General features: G+C 36.4%; 29 protein-coding genes. 27 read left to right on the forward strand and 2 right to left on the reverse strand.

The window, feature by feature from the left end:
* The first annotated feature begins 165 nt into the window (after positions 1–165).
* The 18 genes from ACX9TM_RS08000 to ACX9TM_RS08085 all read left to right on the forward strand — a co-directional run bounded on the left by ACX9TM_RS08000 (position 166) and on the right by ACX9TM_RS08085 (position 15,782).
* Positions 166–900, forward strand: coding sequence for a heptaprenyl diphosphate synthase component 1 (locus ACX9TM_RS08000; protein WP_000332847.1), 735 nt, complete (start codon positions 166–168; stop codon positions 898–900).
* A gap of 38 nt (positions 901–938) precedes the next feature.
* A complete protein-coding gene (gene menG / locus ACX9TM_RS08005; protein WP_001187674.1) occupies positions 939–1,652 on the forward strand; it encodes a 2-heptaprenyl-1,4-naphthoquinone methyltransferase in 714 nt (237 codons plus the stop codon).
* 31 nt (positions 1,653–1,683) lie between these two features.
* Entirely contained in the window at positions 1,684–2,646 is a 963-nt protein-coding gene (hepT, locus tag ACX9TM_RS08010) for a heptaprenyl diphosphate synthase component II (protein ID WP_000776077.1), read from the forward strand.
* A 124-nt stretch (positions 2,647–2,770) separates the two neighbouring features.
* Positions 2,771–3,217, forward strand: a complete 447-nt coding sequence (gene ndk / locus ACX9TM_RS08015) for a nucleoside-diphosphate kinase (protein WP_000415883.1) — start codon at positions 2,771–2,773, stop codon at positions 3,215–3,217.
* A gap of 264 nt (positions 3,218–3,481) precedes the next feature.
* A complete protein-coding gene (gene aroC / locus ACX9TM_RS08020; RefSeq protein ID WP_001269384.1) occupies positions 3,482–4,654 on the forward strand; it encodes a chorismate synthase in 1,173 nt (390 codons plus the stop codon).
* The gene (gene aroB, locus ACX9TM_RS08025) at positions 4,654–5,739 is read left to right on the forward strand and encodes a 3-dehydroquinate synthase (RefSeq protein ID WP_000526819.1); all 1,086 of its coding nucleotides are present in this window, start codon (positions 4,654–4,656) and stop codon (positions 5,737–5,739) included. Before aroC ends, aroB begins: the two co-directional genes overlap by 1 nt.
* Positions 5,740–5,871: 132 nt before the next feature.
* A complete protein-coding gene (hisC, locus tag ACX9TM_RS08030) occupies positions 5,872–6,984 on the forward strand; it encodes a histidinol-phosphate transaminase (RefSeq protein WP_001264019.1) in 1,113 nt (370 codons plus the stop codon).
* A gap of 328 nt (positions 6,985–7,312) precedes the next feature.
* Positions 7,313–8,575 carry a tetratricopeptide repeat protein gene (locus ACX9TM_RS08035; protein ID WP_001168671.1) on the forward strand — a complete coding sequence of 421 codons (1,263 nt, stop codon included), beginning with the start codon at positions 7,313–7,315 and terminating at the stop codon, positions 8,573–8,575.
* Positions 8,576–8,648: 73 nt separating this feature from the next.
* The gene (locus ACX9TM_RS08040) at positions 8,649–9,185 is read left to right on the forward strand and encodes a ReoY family proteolytic degradation factor (RefSeq protein WP_001095925.1); all 537 of its coding nucleotides are present in this window, start codon (positions 8,649–8,651) and stop codon (positions 9,183–9,185) included.
* Positions 9,186–9,339: 154 nt separating this feature from the next.
* Positions 9,340–9,798, forward strand: coding sequence for a YpiF family protein (locus ACX9TM_RS08045; protein WP_000871313.1), 459 nt, complete (start codon positions 9,340–9,342; stop codon positions 9,796–9,798).
* Between the two features lie 140 nt (positions 9,799–9,938).
* Positions 9,939–10,451, forward strand: coding sequence for a menaquinol-cytochrome c reductase iron-sulfur subunit (gene qcrA, locus ACX9TM_RS08050; protein ID WP_001290418.1), 513 nt, complete (start codon positions 9,939–9,941; stop codon positions 10,449–10,451).
* On the forward strand, positions 10,452–11,126 hold the full coding sequence (qcrB, locus tag ACX9TM_RS08055) for a menaquinol-cytochrome c reductase cytochrome b subunit (protein WP_000932700.1): 675 nt from the start codon (positions 10,452–10,454) through the stop codon (positions 11,124–11,126).
* 43 nt (positions 11,127–11,169) lie between these two features.
* Positions 11,170–11,937, forward strand: coding sequence for a menaquinol-cytochrome c reductase cytochrome b/c subunit (gene qcrC, locus ACX9TM_RS08060; protein WP_000554603.1), 768 nt, complete (start codon positions 11,170–11,172; stop codon positions 11,935–11,937).
* Positions 11,938–12,056: 119 nt separating this feature from the next.
* Positions 12,057–12,647: a lipoprotein heptaprenylglyceryl N-acetyltransferase LhaT gene (lhaT, locus tag ACX9TM_RS08065; protein WP_025709269.1), complete on the forward strand. Its 591-nt coding sequence runs from the start codon at positions 12,057–12,059 to the stop codon at positions 12,645–12,647.
* 25 nt (positions 12,648–12,672) lie between these two features.
* A complete protein-coding gene (gene lit, locus ACX9TM_RS08070; RefSeq protein ID WP_000414378.1) occupies positions 12,673–13,359 on the forward strand; it encodes a lipoprotein intramolecular transacylase Lit in 687 nt (228 codons plus the stop codon).
* Between the two features lie 106 nt (positions 13,360–13,465).
* Complete coding sequence (gene ypjB, locus ACX9TM_RS08075) at positions 13,466–14,254, forward strand: sporulation protein YpjB (protein ID WP_000831584.1); 789 nt, start codon at positions 13,466–13,468, stop codon at positions 14,252–14,254.
* A 101-nt stretch (positions 14,255–14,355) separates the two neighbouring features.
* A complete protein-coding gene (locus ACX9TM_RS08080) occupies positions 14,356–15,039 on the forward strand; it encodes a zinc metallopeptidase (RefSeq protein ID WP_011109966.1) in 684 nt (227 codons plus the stop codon).
* A 101-nt stretch (positions 15,040–15,140) separates the two neighbouring features.
* Positions 15,141–15,782 (forward strand): uracil-DNA glycosylase, encoded by a 642-nt coding sequence (locus ACX9TM_RS08085; RefSeq protein ID WP_065381957.1) that lies wholly within the window; start codon positions 15,141–15,143, stop codon positions 15,780–15,782.
* 28 nt (positions 15,783–15,810) lie between these two features.
* Here ACX9TM_RS08085 and ACX9TM_RS08090 read toward each other — a convergent pair whose 3' ends face one another.
* The gene (locus ACX9TM_RS08090) at positions 15,811–16,692 is read right to left on the reverse strand and encodes a YitT family protein (protein ID WP_000202121.1); all 882 of its coding nucleotides are present in this window, start codon (positions 16,690–16,692) and stop codon (positions 15,811–15,813) included.
* A 492-nt stretch (positions 16,693–17,184) separates the two neighbouring features.
* Here ACX9TM_RS08090 and ACX9TM_RS08095 point away from each other — a divergent pair, with 492 nt between their 5' ends.
* The 7 genes from ACX9TM_RS08095 to ACX9TM_RS08125 are packed head-to-tail and all read left to right on the forward strand — an operon-like array spanning position 17,185 to position 22,739.
* Positions 17,185–17,526 (forward strand): nucleotide pyrophosphohydrolase, encoded by a 342-nt coding sequence (locus ACX9TM_RS08095; protein ID WP_002108639.1) that lies wholly within the window; start codon positions 17,185–17,187, stop codon positions 17,524–17,526.
* A complete protein-coding gene (dapB, locus tag ACX9TM_RS08100) occupies positions 17,526–18,326 on the forward strand; it encodes a dihydrodipicolinate reductase (protein WP_000658813.1) in 801 nt (266 codons plus the stop codon). The genes ACX9TM_RS08095 and dapB overlap by 1 nt, the downstream gene beginning before the upstream one ends.
* 14 nt (positions 18,327–18,340) lie before the next feature.
* Complete coding sequence (mgsA, locus tag ACX9TM_RS08105; protein WP_000684765.1) at positions 18,341–18,736, forward strand: methylglyoxal synthase; 396 nt, start codon at positions 18,341–18,343, stop codon at positions 18,734–18,736.
* Between the two features lie 11 nt (positions 18,737–18,747).
* Positions 18,748–19,452 (forward strand): bacillithiol biosynthesis deacetylase BshB1, encoded by a 705-nt coding sequence (gene bshB1, locus ACX9TM_RS08110; protein WP_000015673.1) that lies wholly within the window; start codon positions 18,748–18,750, stop codon positions 19,450–19,452.
* Entirely contained in the window at positions 19,449–20,594 is a 1,146-nt protein-coding gene (bshA, locus tag ACX9TM_RS08115; protein WP_000768305.1) for an N-acetyl-alpha-D-glucosaminyl L-malate synthase BshA, read from the forward strand. The genes bshB1 and bshA overlap by 4 nt, the downstream gene beginning before the upstream one ends.
* Entirely contained in the window at positions 20,581–21,774 is a 1,194-nt protein-coding gene (locus tag ACX9TM_RS08120; protein ID WP_000439321.1) for a CCA tRNA nucleotidyltransferase, read from the forward strand. Before bshA ends, ACX9TM_RS08120 begins: the two co-directional genes overlap by 14 nt.
* On the forward strand, positions 21,759–22,739 hold the full coding sequence (locus tag ACX9TM_RS08125; RefSeq protein WP_001192063.1) for a biotin--[acetyl-CoA-carboxylase] ligase: 981 nt from the start codon (positions 21,759–21,761) through the stop codon (positions 22,737–22,739). The genes ACX9TM_RS08120 and ACX9TM_RS08125 overlap by 16 nt, the downstream gene beginning before the upstream one ends.
* 127 nt (positions 22,740–22,866) lie before the next feature.
* On the opposite strand, the gene ACX9TM_RS08130 is transcribed toward ACX9TM_RS08125, so the two are convergent.
* Positions 22,867–23,256, reverse strand: a complete 390-nt coding sequence (locus ACX9TM_RS08130) for a cupredoxin domain-containing protein (RefSeq protein ID WP_065212122.1) — start codon at positions 23,254–23,256, stop codon at positions 22,867–22,869.
* A 482-nt stretch (positions 23,257–23,738) separates the two neighbouring features.
* Between ACX9TM_RS08130 and panB the strand changes: the two genes are divergently transcribed.
* Both panB and panC read left to right on the forward strand, forming a co-directional pair.
* On the forward strand, positions 23,739–24,575 hold the full coding sequence (panB, locus tag ACX9TM_RS08135) for a 3-methyl-2-oxobutanoate hydroxymethyltransferase (RefSeq protein WP_000851108.1): 837 nt from the start codon (positions 23,739–23,741) through the stop codon (positions 24,573–24,575).
* Positions 24,575–25,423, forward strand: a complete 849-nt coding sequence (gene panC / locus ACX9TM_RS08140; RefSeq protein WP_000707025.1) for a pantoate--beta-alanine ligase — start codon at positions 24,575–24,577, stop codon at positions 25,421–25,423. Before panB ends, panC begins: the two co-directional genes overlap by 1 nt.
* Positions 25,424–25,427: the final 4 nt, after the last annotated feature.

A 25,427-nucleotide genomic window follows, 5' to 3' on the forward strand; every position in this document is an offset into this window, starting at 1 on the left:
TTTTCTTTTTTTTTTTAGTAAATAAATGATATAGTTTTAACTAGACAGAGTGAGATTAGAAAGATTGCTTACATGAATGGTAGGTGTAGCCAAGTTTTGGTTATAGAAAATAGAGTGTATGTGTTATAATAAGTTTTATGAATTAGAAAACAAGGGTGATTTTTTGTGTGTGACATCTACGGAGGGTATGCGGGTATAAAAGAAAAATTGATGGAGAAATTACGCCATCCTTATTTTATAAACTATATTGAAGAACCATTTATTGATGAAGAAAAGATAGCATTGTTATATGGTGCTTTAAAGAGTGCAAACTTACATATAGAACAAATTGAGCATTACGTAGTAACAATTATGCTCGTACAAATTGCGCTTGATACGCATGAAAGGGTATCAAATAAAGCAGGCGAGGAAGAGATTGAATTCCATAAATGTCGTCAATTAACAGTACTTGCAGGCGATTACTATAGTGGACTATATTATTATTTATTGTCTATGAATCGTGATATTGTTTTAATTCGTGCACTTGCTGAAGGAATTAAAGAGATAAATGAACACAAAATTATGTTATACCAAAAAGCGCATGAAACGACGGATGACATAATGAAAAGCATAGTAACGATTGAGTCTGCGCTCCTTCAAAAAACATGTGATCATTTTCAGTTATCACATTGGAAGCCATTTATCACATACGTATTAGGTGGAAATCGCCTTCAAAAAGAAATTCAATTGTATGCTGATAAGCAACATTCACCTGTTTTTCAAGCTATGCAAGATGCTTTAGGGGATAAAGCAGAAGTAGTGATTAATGGTTGGATGAAGGAATTGAGAAAGAAAGAAAAACAATTTTTAGAAAATCACACAGACATAAATGAAATAAATTCTGTGTTAAGGAATAAATAGAAGACATAAGCAATTTTACATTGGAAGAAGGTACGAGCATGCAACAATCAAAAGAAGAAAGAGTACATGACGTATTTGAAAAGATTTCTGATAAATACGATGTGATGAATTCTGTAATTAGTTTTCAAAGACATAAAGCGTGGCGGAAAGAAACGATGCGAATTATGGATGTACAACCAGGCAGTCAAGCGCTTGATGTATGCTGTGGAACCGCAGATTGGACAATTGCGCTAGCTGGAGCCGTAGGTGAGCAAGGAAAGGTTGTTGGCTTAGACTTCAGTGAAAATATGTTATCTGTTGGTAAGCAAAAGGTAGAGGCGTTACAATTAAAACAAGTAGAACTTCTACATGGGAATGCAATGGAACTTCCGTTTGAAGATAATACGTTTGATTATGTGACGATTGGGTTTGGTTTACGTAACGTACCGGATTATATGCACGTATTAAAAGAAATGACGCGTGTAGTAAAACCAGGTGGAAAAGTAATCTGTTTAGAAACATCTCAACCAACAATGATTGGTTTTCGACAAGGGTATATTTTATACTTTAAATATATCATGCCGTTATTTGGAAAGATGTTTGCGAAAAGTTATAAAGAATATTCATGGCTTCAAGAATCTGCTAGTACGTTCCCAGGGATGAAAGAATTGGCTCAAATGTTTGAGCAAGCTGGACTTGAACGTGTGCAAGTGAAACCATTTACTTTTGGGGTAGCAGCAATGCATTTAGGAATTAAACCAGAATCAAAATAGAAAAAAGAAGTTTTAGGTTAAGGTGAACAATATGAAGTTACAACTTATGTACTCTTTTTTACGATCGGATATTAATGTGATAGAAAAAGAATTAAAAAAGACAGTCGCTTCTGAACAGCCATTAGTAGAAGAGGCAGCATTACAGCTTATTGAAGCTGGTGGGAAACGAATTCGTCCTGTATTTGTGTTGCTTGCAGGAAAATTTGGAGATTATAAGTTAGATGCGATTAAGCATGTTGCTGTTGCGTTAGAACTTATTCATATGGCTTCTCTTGTTCACGATGATGTTATTGATGCTGCATTTTTACGACGCGGCAGTGCGACTGTGAATGCGAAATGGGGAGATCGTATTGCGATGTATACAGGGGACTATCTGTTCGCTAAGTCTCTTGAATGTATAACCAATATCGAAATTCCAGAGGCACATCAAGCGTTATCACATACTATTTTAGAAGTCTGTAAAGGTGAAATTGAACAAATTAAAGATAAATACAATTATGACCAAAATTTAAGAACGTATTTAAGAAGAATAAAGCGAAAAACAGCATTATTAATTGCCGCGAGTTGTCAATTGGGAGCGATTGCTGCTGGTGCTAATCGTGATACGGTAAATCGTCTATTTTGGTATGGGTATTTTGTAGGAATGTCTTATCAAATTATTGATGACATTTTAGACTTCGTTTCTACAGAAGAGAAACTTGGAAAACCTGCTGGTGGGGATTTACTACAAGGGAATATTACACTTCCTGCTTTATATGCGATGGAAGATCCCGTACTTCGTCAGAAAATCACATCTGTACATGAAAATTCAACAGCAAGTGAAATGCAAGAAATTATTGATGCTGTAAAAAATAGTACAGCAATTGATCAAGCATTTGCGTTTAGTGAACGTTATTTACATAAAGCTTTAGAAATAATAAAACCACTCCCACGTGGAAAAGCAAAGTACGCATTACAAAATGTTGCAAAGTATATTGGAAAACGAAAATTTTAAGGTTTATTCTAAAAAATAAAATAATCTCTCTATTTCAAAACTATTGCACAATTGTGATAAGGGTGATAATATGTGTGTGGGGATATACAATTACATACATAATTCAGAAGTGGAGAGATTTTTTATGGAAAAAACATTTCTAATGGTAAAACCAGACGGTGTACAACGTGCCTTCATTGGGGAAATTGTAGCTCGTTTTGAGAAAAAAGGCTTTCAATTAGTTGGTGCAAAATTAATGCAAGTCACTCCAGAAATTGCTGGACAACACTACGCTGAGCATAAGGAAAAACCTTTCTTTGGTGAGTTAGTAGACTTTATTACATCTGGACCTGTATTCGCAATGGTATGGCAAGGTGAAGGTGTAGTAGATACAGCTCGTAACATGATGGGGAAAACAAGACCACATGAAGCAGCTCCTGGAACAATTCGTGGAGATTTCGGTGTAACTGTTGCGAAAAACATTATCCATGGTTCTGATTCTTTAGAAAGCGCAGAGCGCGAGATTGCTATTTTCTTTAAAGAAGAAGAATTAGTTGACTACTCAAAATTAATGAATGAATGGATTTACTAATTATTTTGAAATAATTTGTAAACGCTTTAATCACTGTGATAATAGTAAAAAGTGCAAGGAGAATAGGGGTATTCTTCTTGCACTTTTTTTATTTTCAGTTAGTTACGAAGTTTGAACTGTTATGATATATTGATATTTAAATTAGGACTATCGGAAATATAGAATAAGAAAATGGTCGATTTATGATATAATTTCTTTAATATTTTTAGAATGATAAAAGTTAATATAGTGAGATAAATACATATACGAAAAGAGGAATAATGTATGCGATATATTACAGCTGGTGAATCTCATGGTCCACAACTTACAACGATTATAGAAGGTGTTCCGGCAGGATTGTCTTTAGTAGCAGATGATATAAACGAAGAGTTAGCTAGAAGGCAAAAGGGATATGGGCGCGGTAGACGCATGCAAATTGAAACGGATCAAGTGCAAATTTTAAGTGGTGTTAGACATGGAGAAACATTAGGTTCCCCTATTGCACTTGTTGTTGAAAATCGTGATTTTGCACACTGGACAAAAATTATGGGGGCGGAGCCTTTAACTGAGCAAGAAGAAAAAGAGATGAAAAGGAAAGTGACAAAACCAAGGCCTGGGCATGCTGATTTAAATGGTGCGATTAAATATGGTCATAGAGATATGAGGAATGTACTGGAACGTTCGTCAGCGCGCGAAACGACGGTGCGTGTTGCTGCTGGTGCGGTTGCTAAAAAGGTGTTAGCAGAACTTGGTATTAAAGTAGCGGGCCATGTAATTGAAATTGGCGGTGTACAAGCTAAGGAGATTACGTATAGTTCAATTGAAGAATTAAAGAGTATTACCGAAGCATCTCCTGTACGTTGCTTAGATGACGAAGCTGGTAACCAAATGATGAAAGCGATTGATGATGCGAAAGCAAATGGTGATTCAATTGGTGGAATCGTTGAAGTAATTGTGGAAGGGATGCCAATTGGAGTAGGTAGCTACGTGCATTATGATCGAAAACTGGATGCGAAATTAGCAGCTGCAATTATGAGTATTAATGCTTTTAAAGGTGTCGAGATTGGAATTGGTTTTGAAGCAGCGCATAGACCAGGAAGTGAAGTTCATGATGAAATTCTGTGGAATGAGGAGCATGGATATACACGAAGAACAAATAATGCAGGTGGATTAGAAGGCGGTATGACGACTGGAATGCCAATTGTTGTGCGCGGTGTGATGAAACCGATACCTACACTTTATAAACCTCTTCAAAGTGTAGATATTGATACGAAAGAGCCTTTTACAGCGAGCATTGAACGTTCAGATAGTTGTGCAGTGCCAGCAGCTAGTGTCGTTGCAGAAGCGGTTGTGGCTTGGGAATTAGCGACAGCTTTAATAGAACAATTCGGATTAGATCGTATGGAACTAATTCGTGAAAATATTGAGAAACATAATGAATATGCGAGGGGATTTTAATGGGAAACATACATATTCAAACGAAATCAAAAGAATATGATGTACATGTTGGTAAAGAAGTGTTGTCAAACTTAACAACGATCGTTCAGAATATGCAGCCAGCGGTATCTAACGTAATGATTATTTCAGATGAAGCTGTTGCATCACTACATTTACAGACAGTTATCGATGCATTACAAGTAGAGCAGCACGTGTTTTCGTTTGTTGTACCAAGTGGCGAAAAAGAGAAGTCTTTCGAAAATTTCTATGCGGCTCATACGTCAGCTCTTGAAAATAAATTAGATAGAAATTCTTTAATTCTTGCACTTGGAGGCGGAATGATTGGAGATTTAGCTGGTTTTGTTGCTGCATCGTTTATGCGTGGTATTCGCTTTGTGCAGGTTCCGACAACTTTATTAGCGCACGATAGCGCAGTGGGTGGGAAAGTAGCGATTAACCATCCGTTAGGTAAAAATATGATTGGTGCATTCCATCAGCCAGAAGCAGTTGTATATCATACACCGTTTTTACAGTCTCTTCCTGAAAAAGAGTGGCGTTCAGGTTATGCAGAGGTGATAAAGCATGCTCTTATCGGTGATGTGGAGCTATACCATTGGTTAAAAGAAGAAGTGCAAACATTAGCGGATCTTCATGATGAGAAGTTAATCCATATATTAACGAAGGCGATTCCTGTAAAGGCAAATGTTGTGTCACAAGATGAAACAGAGAAGGGTGTACGTGCTCATTTGAATTTTGGACATACGTTAGGACATGCTCTTGAAAAAGAGCTAGGGTATGGAAATATTACTCACGGTGACGGTGTAGCGGTTGGAATGTTATTCGCCATATTTTTAAGTGAGCAAGTGTACAAGGTTGATCTTGCTTATGAAGATATGAAGCAGTGGTTCTTGAAATACGGCTATCCAAAAATGCCAGGAGATTTGAATGTAGAGCGCCTCGTTCAATTGATGAAACAAGATAAGAAAGCAAATGCAGGAGCAATTCATATGGTGCTTATGCAGGAATATGGGGTAGTGAATGTCGTATCTATTTCAGATGAGACTGTTCATATTGCGTTAGAGGCATTTCAAAAAGATATGGTTTAAAATGATAGCGAAGTGCTGTGAAGTGCTCATTTAGAGGTATTCTCGTAATAGTGACGGTTATGACAAAAGATTACAGTAAGGGGCTATAACCGTATTGTAATCAAATTGAATGAAATGACTGGGGGAAGAAAAATGAGAGTGAAAGAGCAATTGTTAACTTTGAGAGCGTATGTGCCTGGGAAAAACATTGAAGAAGTAAAACGAGAATATGGTTTATCAAAAATTGTGAAATTAGCATCCAACGAAAATCCATTCGGTTGCTCAGCACGTGTGACAGAAGCATTAACTTCTTTAGCGAGCCAATATGCCCTTTATCCAGATGGATATGCCTTTGAACTTCGGACAAAAATAGCGGAACATTTAGGTGTAAAAGCAGAACAACTACTATTTGGTAGTGGATTAGATGAAGTCATTCAAATGATTAGCCGAGCGTTACTACATGAAGGAACAAACGTTGTAATGGCGAATCCTACGTTTTCACAATATCATCACCATGCTGTTATTGAAGGAGCAGAAGTTCGTGAAGTATCACTTAAAGATGGTATTCACGATTTAGATGCAATGCTAGAGCAAGTAGATGAGAAAACGAAAATTGTATGGATTTGTAATCCGAATAATCCAACAGGTACATATGTTGAGAAACAAAAATTACTTTCATTTTTAGAATCAGTTCCTAAGTCGGCTCTCGTTATTATGGACGAAGCATATTATGAATACGCGGAAGCAGAAGACTATCCGCAAACATTACCACTTCTTGAAAAGTATGAAAATCTTATGGTTTTACGCACGTTTTCAAAAGCATATGGTTTAGCTGCTTTTCGTATCGGATATGCGATTGGGGATGCGAAGTTAATCGGACAGCTAGAAGTAGCTAGGTTACCATTCAATACATCAACTGTAGCCCAATCTGTAGCACTCGCTGCATTAGAAGATCAAGCTTTTTTACAAGATTGTGTGCAAAAGAATGCTGAAGGTTTAAATCAGTATTATGCATTTTGTAAAGAATATAACGTATTCTATTATCCATCTCAAACAAATTTCATTTTCTTAAAACTCGGTATACCAGGTAATGAAGCTTTCGAACGATTAATGAAAAAAGGATATATCGTTCGTTCTGGTGCTGCATTTGGTATCGATGATGGTATTCGTATTACTGTCGGTTTGAAGGAAGAAAATGATGAAATTATAGAGTTACTGAAAGAGCTTGTAAATGAGCAAGTACAGAAAGAAGAAACATATTCTTAAGAGATTGTGAAGGCTCCTATTATAGGAGCCTTTTTTATCGCATTCAAAATAAAGGTTGAAGACTGCTAATTAAGTTATTCTGTAAACCACGGTTTGTATGGCTTGATAATTAGTGAGAGAAGTTATTTGCACGGTCATAAAAGAAAGCGGTACAATAGAAGATGATGATAAGGTATCGGTGTCATATCCGAACCTTTTGAACAATTAACTACTCTGTAGGAAGAAGTATAAGAAGAAGCATGCTCATTCTAAAGGTTGCGTTCTAACAGTGAGTTGCTTATGATAAATGAACAGAAAAGAATATTTTTTAGAATTAAAGGAGACGTTTATGCAAAAGTTTGAACAAGCTGTTTCATATATTGAAAATGGTGAAGCAGAAAAAGGATTACAATTATTAAAAGAACAATTAAAAATTGCGAATGATGAAGAGAAGTATGATATCGCTCGTTACTATCATACACTTGGATTTACAGATGAGGCATTAGCAATTACTGAAGACTTACGTTTACTGTATCCAGAAGAAAGTGAATTCACTGTATTTTTAGCAGAATTATATATTGATCTAGATAAAGAAGATGAAGCGATTGAAGTGCTTCATGATATTCCAGAAAATGACGATTTATATGTTCAATCGTTATTACTTGTTGCAGATTTATTCCAAATGCAAGGTTTTGATGATGTAGCAGAGCAAAAACTATTAAAGGCGAAAGAAATGATGCCTGATGAACCTGTTATTACGTTTGGGTTAGCAGAATTATATAGTAGTAAAGGTGAAGAACAAAAGGCAATTACTTATTATGAATCGCTATTAGCGGAACATAAAGTAATGGGTGGTGTCGTGATCGCACTTCGCCTCGCAGAAACGTTAAGCGCGATCGGAAACTGGGAAGAAGCGATTTCTTATTATGAAGCAGGCCTAGAGGAACAAAAAGATATTCACTCATTATTTGGATATGCCTTCACATTATACCAAGGTGAAGAATATCAGAGAGCAATTGGTGCTTGGCAGGAATTAAAAGAATTAGACCCTGAGTACGCATCACTGTACATGTATTTAGCGAAAAGCTATGAAAAAGAAGGAATGCTTCAAGAAAGCTATGAAACGCTTCATGAAGGAATTAAAGTAGATGAGCTTTCAGTTCCATTTTATGTAGAGTTAGCGAACATTGCGGCGAAATTAGGAAAAATAGTAGAAGCAGAGGAAGTTCTTCAAAAAGCGCTTGAGTTAGATCCAGGGCATTTAGGTGCAACATTAAAATATGCATATATCTTAAAAGAACAAGAAAAGTACGAAGAGTTAATTGCAATTGTAGAGCGTGCTATTGATAGTGGAGAACCAGATACACAACTACTTTGGGATCTTGCGTATGCAAAAAAACAATTAGAAATGTATTCGGATGCATTAAAACACTATGAAAGTGCATATACTTCTTTTAAGAATCATCCAGACTTCTTAGAAGAGTACGGTTATTTCTTATTGGAAGAAGGAAAACGAAAAGAGGCGAAAGAAGTATTTACCCAGTTATTACAACTAGACCCGACACAAATTCATATTGAAGAGTTGTTATATAATTTAGAGGATTTTTCATAAGTTGGAAGGAAACTGAATGCCGCTTCTTGAATCTAAAAAGAAAAGAGAAAGACAGAGGAGGGACTTAATTGCTATGAATACCCCTGTTTCTGTAAACGAGAAGAAGGATTTTGTAAAATGGTTTTTGAATAATTACCAACTGAAACAGCGTGAATGTGTATGGATTCTGAATTATTTAATGAGTCACGACCAATTGATGCATAAAGTCCACTTCGTAGAGCATGCAAAATATTGTCCGCGTGGCTTAGTGATGTCAGCGAATTGTGTGAAAGACACACCGTTTCACTTTTTTAAACAAAATGTTATGACAACAGATGCTGAAAAATCGTTTCATGATATTCGTTTAAATCGAGATGAGGATATTTATATTCAACTCAACTTTAAATCATCGTTTCAAAATGCGAATTATGTAGCTGTATTAGAAGAAAACCCATATCTACCAAAGCATATTGAAGTAAATGAAAAAGATCGTTTACTTGCAGAAAGGTTTTTGGAAGAAAGTGTATTTTCGTTTAGGAGAGAACGCCTTTTGAAACAAATTGATGAAGCGTTAGATAAGCAAGATAAGGAAGCGTTTCATAGATTAACGGCAGAGTTAAAAACTTTATAGAATTTATTTGGATTAATAAATTTTTACAAATTTCAGACTTTCATCAAGAAAAACTACCTATATTGGGTAGTTTTTCTTTTTTTACCTCTTTTAGTATGGTTTAATATATATAAAGTGAAAGTTCTGTCATTTGTAAGTGAAGGAGGGAAGGAATTTGAAGTGGATTGTAAAAGATGTGGAACAGTTTGAGCAAGCAAGAGAGTATGTTGATACAGGAGTAATACCGCTGTTATCAATTTCGGCAGCAAAAGAAATGAAAATGGTTGTAGAACAAGGTGAATTTATCGAATTGTTGAGCACGGAATTGGAAAGAGAGTATAAGGGAAGAGTGCTTTTACTGCCTGCGTTTACGTATTTGGTAGAAAGTCAAAAGAATGAAAAAGGTCGTTTGCAAGAATGGACAAATCATTTACGAAGTGAAGGTTTTAAGCATATTGCTTATGTTACAAGTGATTTTTCATGGAAAGAGGATATGCAAGAGTTACAGGGAGATTTGTTTTGGTTTCCTTCATTAGCATTAGAACAATTTAGTGATCAAGCAAAAAGAGAAGTTATTCATGCACATATAAAAAATATAATGGTGATGTTGGAAGAGAAATGGGGAAACTCATAATAAACAGAAAGTTCTTATTATTATGAGTAGTATGATATTGACCTGTGCATGAGCGTATTATATCATGATAGTGTCCTAGTTTTTATTTTTTATATAATTTATCACGAGGGGACAATTTCTGATAGAGGGGGGAAATTTTCGTGAGCGAGAAAGAACATCGCGTGTCAAGAAGACAATTTTTAAATTACACACTCACAGGGGTAGGAGGCTTTATGGCTGCCGGTATTTTAATGCCGATGACGCGATTTGCGCTTGATCCGGTGTTAAGAAAAGAAGCGGGAACGGATATGGTTGCTGTTGCGCAAGTAAAGGATATTACAACAGAGCCGAAGCGTTTCGATTTTAAAGTGAAGCAGGTTGATGGTTGGTACAAGTCTGAAGAACCAAAATCAGCTTGGGTTCATAAAGATGAAAGCGGAGACATTGTTGCGTTCTCTCCAGTATGTAAACATTTAGGATGTACAGTTAACTGGAATTCGGACAAAGCACATCCGAATCAATTCTTTTGCCCATGTCACGGGGGTCGTTATACAAAAGATGGGATTAACATTAAAGGTACGCCACCCCTTGCTCCGCTTGATGTGTACGAGTCTAAAGTGAAAGATGGAACGCTGTATCTAGGAAAAGCGAAGCCAAGAGGGGGTGCAAAGTAGATGTTAAATAAAATTTATGATTGGGTGGATGAAAGATTAGATATTACACCAATATGGCGTGATATCGCTGATCATGAAGTACCTGAACATGTAAACCCGGCACATCACTTTTCTGCATTCGTCTATTGCTTTGGAGGACTTACCTTTTTCGTTACTGTAATTCAAATTTTATCTGGAATGTTTTTGACGATGTATTATGTGCCTGATATTAAAAATGCTTGGGAATCAGTTTACTATTTACAAAATGAAGTTGCTTATGGGCAAATTGTTCGTGGTATGCACCACTGGGGTGCTAGTCTCGTAATTGTAATGATGTTTTTACATACACTCAGAGTTTTCTTCCAAGGTGCGTATAAAAAGCCCCGTGAGTTAAACTGGATTGTTGGTGTTCTTATTTTCTTTGTTATGTTAGGTCTTGGTTTTACCGGATATTTATTACCGTGGGATATGAAAGCTTTATTTGCTACAAAAGTAGGGATTCAAATTGCAGAGCAAACACCGCTCATTGGTCCTTATATTAAAACATTACTCGCTGGTCATTCCGAAATTGTTGGCGCTCAAACATTAACTCGCTTCTTTGCTATTCACGTCTTCTTCTTACCAGCAGCACTTCTAGGTTTAATGGCCTTCCACTTCATCATGATTCGCAAACAAGGTATTTCCGGTCCACTATAAGAGATTGCTAAATTAAAGGGGAAAGAACTAAAGGAGGGAGATTATGCATCGCGGCAAAGGGATGAAGTTTGTAGGAGATTCTCGGGTACCAGTAGCTCGGAAACCAAATATTCCAAAAGACTATTCTGAATACCCAGGGAAAACAGAAGCATTTTGGCCGAACTTCTTGTTAAAAGAATGGATGGTTGGTGCAGTTTTTTTAATCGGTTATTTATGTTTAACAGTGGCGCATCCGTCGCCGCTTGAGAGAATGGCGGACCCAACAGATGCTGGATATATACCACTTCCAGATTGGTATTTCTTATTCTTGTATCAGTTATTAAAGTATTCGTATGCTTCCGGTTCATTTACTGTAATTGGAGCATTTATTATGCCAGGGATTGCGTTTGGAGCATTACTGTTAGCTCCATTTCTTGATCGAGGTCCAGAAAGACGTCCATTGAAGCGTCCTGTGGCAACTGGATTTATGCTTTTAGCAATTGCATCGATTATCTTTTTAACTTGGGAATCTGTAGCACACCACGACTGGGAAGCTGCAAAAAAACAAGGAGCAATTGTAAAAACAGCGCCAGTTGATAAAAATGATGATGGCTATAAATTAATGCAAAAAAATACTTGTTTAACATGTCATGGTGACAATTTACAAGGCGGGGCAGCAGCACCGGCACTGCAAAACTTAACTTTAAAGCCAGAAGAAATTGCTAAAATTGCGAAAGAGGGAAAAGGTTCAATGCCTAAAGGTGTATTTAAAGGTACGGATGAGGAACTGAAGAAGCTTTCGGAATTCGTTGCAAAGTATAATAAAAAATAATAAAAAAGCTGACTACAAAATTTGTAGTCAGCTTTTCTATTTAGTTGGATGAAGTTTGTTATAATAGAGTAGGATTTAGTGAATGAATTACTTTGCTTGAAAGGTGTTGGACATACGGATTGGTGTACTTGTATGCAATGTTAAGACAACGCTCGGTATTATTATTTTTATTAATTGTTAACTTATTAGGTACAATTTATGGATTTATATGGTACGGAAATCAATTGAAAGAAACGTCACCTATATTTTGGCCGTTTGTACCAGATAGTCCTATGGCGACTCTCTTTTTTGTCTTTGTTTTAATTGCTTTTTTGGCAAAGAGAAACTGGGGATTAATAGAAGCGTTAGCGATTGTAACTTTAATAAAATATGGTATTTGGGCTGTTGTTGTAAACGCGATTATGATTTACGTAAAAGGGCCTATAGGCCTTATGGGCTACATGTTAATGCTTTCGCACTTCGCGATGGCAATACAAGGATTTTTATATGCTCCATTCTATCGTATAAAAAAATGGCATTTTATAGTAGCAGCTGTGTGGACGTTGCATAACGATGCAATTGATTATTTATTTTGGCAAATGCCGCGATATGGAATTATGCATTTGTTTGTAGAGGAAATTGGTTATTTTACGTTTTGGTTAAGTATTGCTGTACTATGTATTACATATTATTGTTGCTTACGTGAGCAAAGAAAACAATTTTCTTTATGATGGTTAGAACATTTAGGGGGAGAACATGGAGAAAAATAAGAGTGGTACAAAAATATTGGATCGATTGATTACTTTAGTTGTTTCATATAGCATAGCATTTTCTATTTTTGCACTCGCAACAACGGCAGTTGTATATGGAAAATGGTTGTATTATTTTGAAATTGATTTTTTAAATATTCCTGATTTAGCGGATATGACGAAGGATGAAATTAAAAGAAATTACGATGTGCTTATTACATATTTATCCCCGTTTTATGACGGAGCATTACATTTGCCCACATTAGATATGTCCACAAATGGCCGTATTCATTTTGTAGATGTTAAAAATATTTTAGTAAAGATTCAATATGTGATGTATGCGACAATTATGATTGCAGTGATAGGCGGAATTTATTTATTAAAAAAGAAAAATGAAAAGTTTTTACTGCACGGATCGATTTTAACAATCATTTTTCCGATAGCGCTTATGTTACCAATTGCTATTAATTTTGAAAAGAGTTTTGTATTATTCCATAAACTTTTATTTAGTAATGATTATTGGGTTTTTGATCCTGAAAAGGATCCAATTATATTAATGTTACCAGAAGAGTTCTTTATGCATGCTGCGTGTGCTATTTTATTATTCATTTTAGGTGGGAGTATACTTTGTTACAGCTTATATAGATATCTCGTAAAAAAGAAAAGGATGTCACAGAAAAAATTCTCTGCTTAAAGAGAATTTTTTTCTTTGTAAAACGATAATATATTTTTCGGTCTAGTTCTGTTCTATTCTTGTCCAAATTAACATATTTTGTACTAGTAGTTAAGGGGGGACCGGGATGAAGAGAACATTAATTGGATTGATAGCATTTCTAATTATAATGTTTCCGTTACGTATATATGCTGAAGAGTGGAATGAGCTAACAGGGTTGTTAGACGACTCGTTACAGTTAGTGAAGCGTAATGAAGATGAAAAAGCGGTACAAGTATTACAACATTTCTCGGAGCAGTTTTTAATAAAGGGGAATGAAAAGAAGCAGGAAGTAACACCAGATCAAGTTAGAGTTATTTCTTTAGCTTACGATAAGGCGCAACAATCGCTCTCTGAAGAAGGTTTAGGTAAGCAAGCTAAAATTGATAATGTGCTGGCATTACAACTTGCTGTTGATGCACAAGTATCGAAATATCAACCACTTTGGATGGAAAGAGAAAGGAAAGTAATGGATGCCTTTTCTCAAATGGAAAAAGCGATGGAAAAAGAAGATGCTGGGCAGTTTCAACAAACGTTAAATACGTTTTTAAATGAATTCAATATTATTTATCCAAGCTTAATGATTGCTTTGCCAGAAAACGAGGTCCAGCGTGTAAATGTTCATTTATCTTATTTAGATGAATTTCGTAACGTTATGTTAAAAACGAAAGGCGGCCAAATGCAATTAGGGATTATTAAAGGGGATTTGCAAAAGATATTTCACACAGTAAAAAAAGATGAAATTGCACCCTCTCTCATTTGGTTTATGACAATTACTGGGGGACTTATTTTATTCACATTAACTTATGTTGGATGGAGAAAGTATAAAGGAGAGAGAGAAAAAAGAAAAAGTAATGTACATTCTAAAAATAGATAATGCAATAAATAAAGATATGGATTGTAAGGTTTATTCATTGACAATAGTGGCAGAAGAAAATAGAATGAGAAGTACTATAATTAAAACTTCAATGGAGGTTCATGATGTTTTATTTAATTTACTTCGCGATCATAATGATCATACCGTTGTATGCACAGTCAAGAGTACGTAGTGCCTATAGCAAGTATTCACAAGTTTATTCAACATCAGGTATGACAGGAGCGGAAGTGGCTCGAAAAATTTTAGATGAAAATGGATTATACAACGTAGCTGTAGAAGAAACACCAGGTCATTTATCAGACCATTATGATCCAACCGCTAAGACGGTTCGATTATCAACAGATAACTATTATGGACATTCAGTTGCTGGTACAGCAGTTGCAGCACACGAAGTAGGACACGCAATTCAAGATGCACAAGATTATAACTTTATGCGTATTCGTCATTCGTTAGTTCCTGTGGCTAATTTTGGATCGAATATATCATGGGTATTTATTATGATTGGTATATTTGCGACAATGTCAAAACTATTGTTATTAGGTATCATTTTAATGGCAGCAGGTGTTGTGTTCCAGCTCGTTACATTGCCAGTTGAGTTTGATGCGTCAAAGCGCGCAATGCAACAAATTGAAGCGTTAGGTATTGTATCAACAGATGAATATGGGCAAGCTCGTAAAGTATTAAATGCGGCAGCATTAACATATGTAGCAGCTGCAGCTGTAGCGGTATTTGAATTATTACGTCTCGTATTAATGTATACTGGTATGCAGCGTAGCGACGACTAAAGACTATCAATTTTGATAGTCTTTTTTTGTTGTGTGGATTGAATTATATAATGTATTGCAAATAGAAATAATAGAAGTAATGCGGAAAGGTGGTGGGGGAAATGAAATATCCAGACCATTTAGTAAAACAAGTACAAGAGCGTAGTGCTCCTTATCAACTAGAAGGTTTTTTAAGTGGACAAGGTCCTGAAAATCCCAAATTTATGTTGTTAGGAGAAGCACCTGGTGAAACAGAAATTCATAATGGGATTCCGTTTAGCGGGAGGGCGGGAAAACAATTAATGGTTTTTTTAGAGCATATCCACGTTACAAGGGAAGAAGTATATATTACGAGCGCTGTTCGGAGTAGACCTTATAAATGGCGAGAGAAAAAAGAACGAAATGGTGAAATCATACAAAAAAAGTATAATAGAACGCCAAATCAGGGAGAAATAGTTGCCCATGCGCCTTTGTTAGATTATGAATTAGAGAAAATACATCCGAAGCTTATCGTCACGCTTGGAAATATCGGTCTTCAACGTTTAACAGGAAAAAATAAAAAAATCACAGATGTACACGGGCAATTATTAAAACAGCCCATTCAAAAATTAAAGGATATGCAAAGTGCAGAGTTTACATGGTCAGAGAAAGAATATCATGTTTTTCCGACTTTTCATCCAGCTTCCATTTTTTATAATCGGAGTTTATTGGAGCTTATTCATGAGGATTTTGAGAAGCTTAAAAGACTTGTAATAAAAAACTAGAAAAGCTAAGGCGCTTTTCTAGTTATATTTAATTATGTAAAGGGTTTTTATTTTCATCTAACGTAAACCCTTCACCAACTACATCATGTACATCACTTACAGCGACAAAAGCATGAGGATCTACAGAAGTAATGATATTCTTTAATTTCACGATTTCATTTTTAGCAACAACGCAATACAATACATTACGTTCCACTTTTGTATACGATCCAACAGCTTTTAAAAAGGTTGCTCCGCGCTCCATTTCAGATAAAATTTTGGCAGCAATTTCATCGTTTTTTTCTGAGATAATAGTCGCTCCTTTGGCAGCATAAGCTCCTTCTTGCATAAAATCAATGACTTTAGCACCGATAAAAACAGCAACTAGCGTATACATGCCCTCACGGTATGATAAATAGGTAAGAATAGAGACGACGATAACGACAGCATCAAACATAAACATTGTTTTCCCCATACTCCAGCCAACATATTTGTGCGCTAGTCGTGCGATAATATCTACACCGCCAGTAGTCCCGCCATATTTAAATATTATTCCAAGGCCGATACCGATAAATGCCCCGGCGAATAAAGCTGCGAGTGTCATATCATTTTGCAAGTTTAAATGTAAGTTGAGTACTTCGTAACGCTGGAAAATCCATAGAAATAAAGATACGCTAAAGGTTCCAATTAATGTATATAAAAATGTCGTTCTGCCAAGTAACCTCCAGCCAATAAAAAATATAGGGATATTTAAAATTAAGTTTGAGTAGGAAGGATCAAACTTAAATAAAAAATACAATAATAGTGTAATACCAGTAAACCCACCCTCTGCAAGGTGGTTTTCAATATTGATATTGACAATACCGAAAGAAAATATAGCGGAACCAATTAAAATAAAAATAATATTTCGCATCTTCAATTTTGATGTCATATAGAAATCCCCCTAATTATGTAATGATTGCATTGCTCCGCTGAAACGGTAAAACATAATAATAAGTAATTTCTAGTTGCTAGTGAAAATAGTAAGAACCTGATTGATGTGGGCTGATTTTTTGTGAAAAGTGCAAAAGAAAGTTTCACTTTATCCCGCTCTAAAGGCTGATAGGAGATGAAGCAAAGAAGAGGGGCAAACCAGCCGTAGAAACCCGATTGGTGTGGGCTGATCTTTTGCAAAAATCGCAAAAGAAGTTTCACTTTACCCCGTACCAACGGCTGGTAGGAGATAAACCTCTGAAGAAAGGCAAACCAGCCGTAGGAACCCGATTAGTTCAACTAATCTTTTGCAAAAAAATCACAAAAGAAGTTTCACTTTATTATAGTCTATCCAAAAATGGGTCGCAAATAGGTGTTTGGCGGGGAATAATATTTGTCAAATCGCGATGAATTGGCTAACATGAAAGAGGAAGGATTAGAGGTGAATAGTATGGAAGCAAAAACGATGAAAGATATGCAGAAAGAAGTAGATGCATATATTGGTCAGTTTAAAGAAGGTTATTTCAGTCCGCTTGCAATGATGGCTCGTTTAACGGAAGAAATGGGAGAGCTTGCAAGAGAGGTAAATCATTATTATGGTGAGAAACCGAAGAAAACAACTGAAAAAGAAAGAAGTATTGAAGAAGAGCTTGGAGATGTATTATTTGTTATGATTTGTATGGCAAATAGTTTAAATATTGATTTAGAGACAGCACATAACATTGTAATGAATAAATTTAATACACGTGATAAAGATCGCTGGACACGTATTGATGAGGGAGAGAAAGAATAATGAAAGAAATTAAAGTAATTATCGCCGGACCAAGAGGACGTATGGGACATGAAGCAGTCCTTCTTATGGAAAGAACGGAACATTTTAATTTAGTAGCAGCAGTGGATTATAAGCATGGTGGTGAGAAGATTTCTGATTTACCTGGCATGCCAGCATTACATGCGCCGATTTACGCTGATTTACATACTTGTTTAGATGAAGTAGAAGCAGATGTGTTGTTAGATTTAACAACACCAGAAGTGGGGAAACAACACGTTACACTTGCAGTTGAGCGTGGACTTCGTTCGGTTATTGGTACAACTGGATTTACAGAAGAAGAATTGACACGTTTAACAGAGAATGCAAAAGAAAAAGCAGTAGGAACAATTATTGCTCCAAACTTTGCAATTGGTGCAGTTCTTATGATGAAATTCTCACAAATGGCAGCGAAATATTTCCAAGATGTTGAGGTAATTGAATTACATCATGATCAAAAATTAGACGCACCATCTGGTACAGCTGTAAAAACGGTAGAGTTAATTCGCCAAAATCGTGAATCAAAGCAGCAAGGTCATCCAAATGAAGTAGAGCAACTAGCAGGTGCACGAGGTGCAAATGTAGACGGTATTCACATTCATAGTGTACGTTTGCCAGGGCTTATTGCACACCAAGAAGTAATGTTTGGTGGAGATGGACAAATGTTAACAGTTCGTCATGATTCATTCAATCGTGCATCATTTATGTCAGGTGTAAAACTATCAATTGAGACAGTAATGAACCTTGATCATCTTGTGTACGGTTTAGAAAATATTATCGACTAAAGGGGAGACAACGGATGAAAATTGCCTTAATCGCACATGACAAAAAGAAAAATGATATGGTTTCGTTTGCATACGCATATAAACCAATTTTTGAACAACATGAATTATTTGCAACAGGAACGACAGGGCTTCGCATTATGGAAGCGACTGGATTAGTTGTAACAAGATATCAATCTGGCCCTCTTGGTGGAGATCAAGAAATTGGTGCAATGATTGCAAAGAACGATTTAGATATGGTGATTTTCTTCCGCGATCCATTAACAGCACAGCCGCATGAACCGGATGTGAATGCATTACTTCGTTTATGTGATGTATATGCGATTCCACTTGCAACGAATATGGCAAGTGCTGAAATGTTAATGCACGCATTAGAGCGAGGAGATTTAGATTATCGTAAGTTAAGAAAATGAGGGGAACAATTATGAGTGGATTACATATATTAGCGTTTGGTGCTCATGCCGATGATGTTGAAATCGGCATGGCTGGTACCATCGCTAAATATACAAAGCAAGGGTATGAAGTAGGTATTTGTGATTTAACAGAAGCTGATCTTTCTTCAAATGGAACGATAGAGTTGAGAAAAGAAGAAGCGAAGGTCGCAGCTCGTATAATGGGAGTAAAAACGAGGCTGAATTTAGCGATGCCAGACCGTGGTTTGTATATGAAAGAAGAGTATATACGTGAAATTGTCAAGGTGATCCGTACATATAAACCAAAACTAGTTTTTGCGCCGTACTATGAAGATCGCCATCCAGATCATGCAAATTGTGCAAAGCTTGTGGAAGAGGCTATTTTTTCAGCAGGAATCCGTAAATATATGCCGGAACTTTCACCACATCGTGTGGAGTCTTTTTATAATTATATGATTAATGGTTTTCATAAACCGAATTTTTGTATAGATATAAGTGAGTACCTCTCTATAAAGGTGGAAGCATTAGAAGCGTATGAAAGTCAGTTTTCAACAGGGAGTGATGGTGTTAAGACACCGTTAACAGAAGGTTACGTTGAAACTGTGATTGCTCGTGAGAAGATGTTTGGAAAAGAAGTTGGAGTCTTGTATGCCGAAGGATTTATGAGTAAGAAACCGGTTTTATTACATGCTGATTTATTAGGGGGATGTAAATGAAATTAAAAATAGGTATTACATGTTATCCTTCTGTAGGTGGTTCTGGAGTTGTTGGAACAGAATTAGGAAAGCAATTGGCGGAACGTGGGCATGAAATTCACTTTATTACATCGGGTTTACCATTCCGGTTAAATAAAGTATATCCAAACATTTATTTTCATGAAGTGACGGTAAATCAATACTCTGTATTTCAATATCCACCATACGATTTAGCGTTAGCAAGTAAAATGGCCGAGGTTGCACAAAGAGAAAACTTAGACATTTTACATGTGCATTACGCAATACCACATGCAATTTGTGCATATTTAGCAAAACAAATGATCGGAGAGCGTATTAAAATTGTTACAACCTTACATGGAACAGATATTACTGTGTTAGGTTCCGACCCTTCGTTAAATAATTTAATTCGTTTTGGTATTGAGCAATCGGATGTTGTTACTGCTGTCTCGCATTCATTAATTAACGAAACACATGAGCTTGTAAAACCAAGTAAAGAAATTCAAACGGTATATAACTTTATAGACGAACGTGTATATTTCAAGCGTAATATGTCTCAATTAAAGAAAGAATATGGTATAAGTGAGAGTGAAAAAGTACTTATTCATATTTCGAATTTCCGTAAAGTGAAACGTGTGCAGGATGTTGTTCAGGCATTTGCTAAAATTGTTAAAGAAGTAGATGCGAAGTTGCTTCTTGTTGGAGACGGACCAGAATTCTGTACGATTTTACAGATAGTGAAGAATTTACATATTGAAGATCGCGTTTTATTCCTAGGGAAGCAAGATAATGTTGCAGAACTACTTGCGATGAGTGATTTAATGTTGCTTCTATCAGAGAAGGAAAGTTTTGGTCTTGTTTTATTAGAAGCAATGGCGTGTGGTGTACCTTGTATCGGAACACGGGTTGGAGGTATTCCAGAGGTTATTCAACACGGGGAAACAGGATATTTATGTGAAGTTGGCGATACAACAGGAGTGGCAAATCAAGCTATTCAGCTATTAAAGGACGAGGAACTTCACCGTAATATGGGAGAACGAGCAAGAGAAAGTGTTTATGAGCAATTTCGCTCAGAAAAAATTGTTTCACAATATGAAACGATTTACTATGACGTACTAAGGGATGACAAAAATGGAAAGATTTAAAAAAGCTAGTTCTATTATTGAGACATTAAAGCAACAAGGACATGAGGCTTACTTTGTTGGTGGGAGCGTACGAGATCTTATTATCGATAGGCCGATTGGAGATATTGATATTGCGACATCTGCTCTACCAGAAGAAGTGATGGCTATATTCCCAAGAAATGTTCCTGTTGGTCTTGAGCATGGAACTGTAATTGTTGTAGAAAATGGTGAGCCCTATGAGGTAACTACTTTTCGAACAGAAAGCGAATATGAAGATTTTCGAAGACCTAGTAGTGTTCAATTTGTTCGTTCATTAGAAGAGGATTTAAAACGTCGTGATTTCACGATGAATGCAATTGCTATGACAGAAGAAGGCAAAATGGTCGATTTATTTGCTGGACAGGAAGCCATTCAACAGAGAGAAATTGTGACAGTTGGAAATGCTGCGGATCGTTTTCAAGAAGATGCCCTGCGAATGATGCGTGGTATTCGGTTTGTAAGCACGTTAGGTTTTTCATTAGAAATGAAAACGAAGCAAGCGATTGAAACGTATGGGCATTTGCTAGAACATATAGCAATTGAGCGTATTACAGTAGAGTTTGAGAAACTGTTAACTGGTACATATTGTGTGAAAGGTCTCAAAGAATTAGTAGAGACGAAGCTATTTTCTCATTTGCCATATTTACAAATGTCAGAAGAGAGACTGTTAAAAGCTACGCAGTATAAATGGGATTCTTTCGAAACGGATATTGAGGCGTGGGCATTTTTCTTATATTGTATCGGAGAAGAACATCCATCTGTCTTTTTACGTCAATGGAAGTTTTCGAATAAAAAAATAAAAGATATTGTTGCAGTTTTATTGACAATCCGTACTAGAAAGGAGAAGGATTGGGATACAGTCCTTCTTTATAAAACGGGAATTCATATCGCTGAAATGGCAGAGAGAGTATATGAAGCGATGATTGAACGCTATGACCCTACATCTGTTGAACGAGTACAATCAATGTTTCATGCATTGCCAATCCAGGAGCGTCAAGAAATGAATGTGACTGGTAATGATTTATTAAACTGGGCAAACAAAAAGCCTGGTCCGTGGGTTGCTGAGATGCTTCAGAAAATCGAAGAAGCAATCGTACAAGGAAACGTAGTTAATGAGAAAGAGCGTATAAGGGAGTGGCTACAAGGATGCAATCTACTATAAGAAAGCAGTTATTGCAAGTTTTTTCTGAAGCGGATGGCGAGTTTGTATCCGGCCAAACAATTAGTGATAAACTTGGTTGTTCAAGAACTGCTGTGTGGAAACATATGGAGGATCTGCGGAGTGAGGGATATGAACTTGAAGCTGTGCGTCGATTAGGTTACCGAATTGCAAGTAAGCCAGACAAAGTGACCGCTAATGAAATTCAGTTAGGGCTACAAACGAAGCGGATTGGTAGAACAGTGTATTTTGAAGAAACTGTTGAATCAACGCAGCACATTGCAGCAAAACTTGCTTATGAAGGTGCAGAAGAAGGAACAGTCGTTGTAGCAGAAGAACAAACAGCGGGAAGAGGTCGTTTAAGCAGAAAATGGCATTCACCAAAAGGAACAGGGATTTGGATGAGTATTATTTTACGCCCATCAATCCCAGTTCATCATGCACCGCAACTTACTTTGTTAGCGGCCGTTAGTGTTGCACAGGCAATTGAAAAATGCACGGGTGTAAACGTAGGAATAAAATGGCCAAATGATATTTTAATTCAAGGTAAAAAGGCTGTAGGTATATTAACAGAAATGCAAGCGGATCCTGATAAAATTAATGCTGTCATTATGGGCATCGGTATTAATGCGAATCAAAAGCAAGAACATTTTGATGAAGAAATTCAGCACATTGCTACTTCATTAGCGATTGAATCAGGTAAGCCGATTGTTCGTGCAGAACTTATGCAACAAATCTATTTACAACTAGAAAAATTATATGAAGAGTATTTACAAAATGGTTTCTCTGTCATTAAAATTCTTTGGGAAAGTTACGCTGTGAGCATCGGGAAAGAAATTACCGCTCGAACGATGAGAGAGACAATTACGGGGTTAGCAAAAGGAATCACAGAGGATGGTGTATTACTTCTGGAGGATCATGAGGGGAAAGTACATCATATTCATTCTGCAGATATTGAAATTAAGTAAAAGAAGTTCCTCTTTTGGAACTTCTTTTTATTTCAATAGTTTTGAGTTGAATTTGTAACATGATAATAAATTTTTTTCATATTTAAAGATCATTTCAAAATATCTTCCGCCTAGTTGGCAGGGCATGTTATTTGACGATTACTTTGCCTGCCATTCCTTTAAGAAGATGGTATCGACATATTAATTCATATGTACCAGTATTTTTAGGTTTCACGGTAATATGCTTTTCTTTTCCTGACTCGATTACGACGTCAATGCCGAGTTTTTTCACTGTAAAGGTGTGCTCGTTTTTACCTTTATTTTTCAATAGTAATGTTGTTGATCCTTCAAGCGGAATCGTGATAACATTTGGATTAAAGTAATCATCATTTAGTTCAACCTCAATCACTTTCGTTAAATCGGTGGGGGGTGTTACGACAGTAACTGAGGCAAATACATGGGAGGATCCTAAAGACATCCACCATACAATCATTACAAGCAAACTGCTGAATCGAAATAACCACCTGTTCATAGACATCTGCAATTCTCCTTTGTTAAGTACTTTCCTCAATTAACCTGCATCATTAGTTTAAGAGTTATACTATACAGTTAAATGGATTACAGAAAAAATTAACTTGGACTTTTTTAGCATGCGTTGAAAAAACATGTATCTTTTCAGGATTGAATTCTCCATAAAAACTGTATAGCATATATACTCTCGTGTTAAATTTCATATACCGTAATAAGAATAAAAAATTATTTTTTCAAAAAAATGTAGTAATTCCTTTTTGTAGTTTGCTATAATTAGTTCGAATGTGGGCAGTATCAGAGCGAACTGCACCATGATTCGAAGTCATACGAAAAATAATAACTTGGATTCTGCCTTGATCCAATAACGGACTGGGACAGAGGGATGAATAATGCCGACTAACACACAACCCTTCTGCCCTTTTATGGTCAGAGGGGTTTTTTATATGATTTCGGCCATCTCCTCTCTCCTGCATAAAGGAGGAGTAGTTTTTGAAAACAAAAACAGATTTTTTGAAGATGAAAGAGCAAGGTGAGCCGATTACAATGCTAACGGCGTATGATTATCCATCTGCTAAATTAGCAGAAGAAGCTGAAGTTGATATGATTCTAGTTGGAGATTCTCTTGGAATGGTTGTACTCGGATACGATTCAACAGTACCTGTAACAGTAGAGGATATGATTCATCATACGAAAGCTGTACGCCGTGGAGCGAAAGAGACGTTTATTGTAACTGATATGCCATTTATGTCGTATCACGTATCATTACAAGAAACGATGGTGAATGCACGTCGCATCGTTCAAGAGAGCGGGGCACACGCACTGAAGGTAGAAGGTGCTGGAGAAGTTATATCGACGATTCAATATTTGACGAACGCAGGAATTCCTGTTGTAGCGCATTTAGGTTTAACCCCTCAATCTGTAGGAGTGTTGGGTGGATATAAAGTGCAAGGAAAAGATGCGGAGAGTGCAAAAAAATTAATAGAAGATGCAAAGAAATGTGAAGAAGCTGGTGCAATAGCGCTTGTGTTAGAATGTGTACCAATGCAGTTAGCAGAACTTATTTCAGAGCAACTAACAATACCAACAATTGGGATTGGTGCAGGACAAAAAGTAGATGGGCAAGTGCTTGTTTATCATGATCTTATCTCATACGGCGTAAATCGTGTTCCGAAATTTGTGAAGCAATATACGTCTGTTCAAGAGGAGATTGTGCGTGGGATTTCACAATATGTTACTGAAGTAAAGACAAGGCAATTTCCTGAAGAAAAACATTCGTTCACAATGAAAGAGGAAGAATGCTTAGCGTTATACGGAGGAAAACAATAATGAAAATCGTAACTACAGTGCAAGAGATGCAGCAAATTACAAGCGAACTTCGTGCAAGTGGAAAGAGTATTGGTTTTGTTCCAACAATGGGTTATTTACATGAAGGCCATGCTACTTTATTACGTAAGGCAAGAGAAGAAAATGAAATTGTAGTTTTAAGTGTATTTGTAAACCCGCTACAATTCGGCCCAAATGAAGATTTAGATCGATATCCTCGTGATATTGATAGAGATGAAAATGTAGCAAAAGAAAACGGTGTAGATTATTTATTTTATCCGAGTGTAGAAGAAATGTATCCAGCAGAACAAACAACAACAGTAGAAGTTGTGAAGCGCACGGACGTATTATGCGGTCAACAAAGACCTGGTCATTTCGCTGGTGTTGCAACTGTACTGATGAAACTATTTAATATTACGGTGCCAACGCGTGCTTATTTCGGTATGAAAGATGCTCAACAAGTTGCAGTAATTGAAGGATTTGTAACTGATTTCAATATTCCAGTTACAATCGTACCAGTTGATATTGTAAGGGAAGAAGATGGTTTAGCGAAAAGTTCTCGTAACGTGTACCTATCACAAGATGAACGTGAAGAAGCTCTTCATTTATACCGCAGCCTATGTATAGCGAAAGAAAGAATTGAGGCAGGTGAACGTAATCCGGAAATCATTACAAATCTTGTGAAAGATTATATTGAGACGCATACGAAAGGCACTGTAGATTATGCGGATTTATATGCATATCCGTCATTAACAATGGTAGAGAAAGTCGAAGGAAGAATCATTTTAGCTATTGCAGTTAAGTTTGAAAATGTAAGATTAATTGACAATATAACATTAACGGTTAAATAAGGGG

The organism is Bacillus sp. LH1, from assembly GCF_057924895.1.

Excerpts from the sequence above, each read along its gene's own strand:
- hepT (WP_000776077.1), top strand. The coding sequence starts at position 1,684 with ATGAAGTTACAACTTATGTACTCTTTTTTACGATCGGATATTAATGTG.
- lit (WP_000414378.1), top strand. The coding sequence starts at position 12,673 with ATGGAGAAAAATAAGAGTGGTACAAAAATATTGGATCGATTGATTACT.
- ACX9TM_RS08120 (WP_000439321.1), top strand. The coding sequence starts at position 20,581 with ATGGAAAGATTTAAAAAAGCTAGTTCTATTATTGAGACATTAAAGCAA.
- dapB (WP_000658813.1), top strand. The coding sequence starts at position 17,526 with ATGAAAGAAATTAAAGTAATTATCGCCGGACCAAGAGGACGTATGGGA.
- ACX9TM_RS08095 (WP_002108639.1), top strand. The coding sequence starts at position 17,185 with ATGGAAGCAAAAACGATGAAAGATATGCAGAAAGAAGTAGATGCATAT.
- panC (WP_000707025.1), top strand. The coding sequence starts at position 24,575 with ATGAAAATCGTAACTACAGTGCAAGAGATGCAGCAAATTACAAGCGAA.
- ACX9TM_RS08085 (WP_065381957.1), top strand. The coding sequence starts at position 15,141 with ATGAAATATCCAGACCATTTAGTAAAACAAGTACAAGAGCGTAGTGCT.
- bshA (WP_000768305.1), top strand. The coding sequence starts at position 19,449 with ATGAAATTAAAAATAGGTATTACATGTTATCCTTCTGTAGGTGGTTCT.
- ACX9TM_RS08130 (WP_065212122.1), bottom strand. The coding sequence starts at position 23,256 with ATGTCTATGAACAGGTGGTTATTTCGATTCAGCAGTTTGCTTGTAATG.
- ACX9TM_RS08125 (WP_001192063.1), top strand. The coding sequence starts at position 21,759 with ATGCAATCTACTATAAGAAAGCAGTTATTGCAAGTTTTTTCTGAAGCG.
- hisC (WP_001264019.1), top strand. The coding sequence starts at position 5,872 with ATGAGAGTGAAAGAGCAATTGTTAACTTTGAGAGCGTATGTGCCTGGG.
- menG (WP_001187674.1), top strand. The coding sequence starts at position 939 with ATGCAACAATCAAAAGAAGAAAGAGTACATGACGTATTTGAAAAGATT.
- aroB (WP_000526819.1), top strand. The coding sequence starts at position 4,654 with ATGGGAAACATACATATTCAAACGAAATCAAAAGAATATGATGTACAT.
- ypjB (WP_000831584.1), top strand. The coding sequence starts at position 13,466 with ATGAAGAGAACATTAATTGGATTGATAGCATTTCTAATTATAATGTTT.
- ACX9TM_RS08080 (WP_011109966.1), top strand. The coding sequence starts at position 14,356 with ATGATGTTTTATTTAATTTACTTCGCGATCATAATGATCATACCGTTG.
- qcrC (WP_000554603.1), top strand. The coding sequence starts at position 11,170 with ATGCATCGCGGCAAAGGGATGAAGTTTGTAGGAGATTCTCGGGTACCA.
- mgsA (WP_000684765.1), top strand. The coding sequence starts at position 18,341 with ATGAAAATTGCCTTAATCGCACATGACAAAAAGAAAAATGATATGGTT.
- ACX9TM_RS08090 (WP_000202121.1), bottom strand. The coding sequence starts at position 16,692 with ATGACATCAAAATTGAAGATGCGAAATATTATTTTTATTTTAATTGGT.
- ACX9TM_RS08040 (WP_001095925.1), top strand. The coding sequence starts at position 8,649 with ATGAATACCCCTGTTTCTGTAAACGAGAAGAAGGATTTTGTAAAATGG.
- qcrB (WP_000932700.1), top strand. The coding sequence starts at position 10,452 with ATGTTAAATAAAATTTATGATTGGGTGGATGAAAGATTAGATATTACA.
- bshB1 (WP_000015673.1), top strand. The coding sequence starts at position 18,748 with ATGAGTGGATTACATATATTAGCGTTTGGTGCTCATGCCGATGATGTT.
- ndk (WP_000415883.1), top strand. The coding sequence starts at position 2,771 with ATGGAAAAAACATTTCTAATGGTAAAACCAGACGGTGTACAACGTGCC.
- aroC (WP_001269384.1), top strand. The coding sequence starts at position 3,482 with ATGCGATATATTACAGCTGGTGAATCTCATGGTCCACAACTTACAACG.
- ACX9TM_RS08035 (WP_001168671.1), top strand. The coding sequence starts at position 7,313 with ATGCAAAAGTTTGAACAAGCTGTTTCATATATTGAAAATGGTGAAGCA.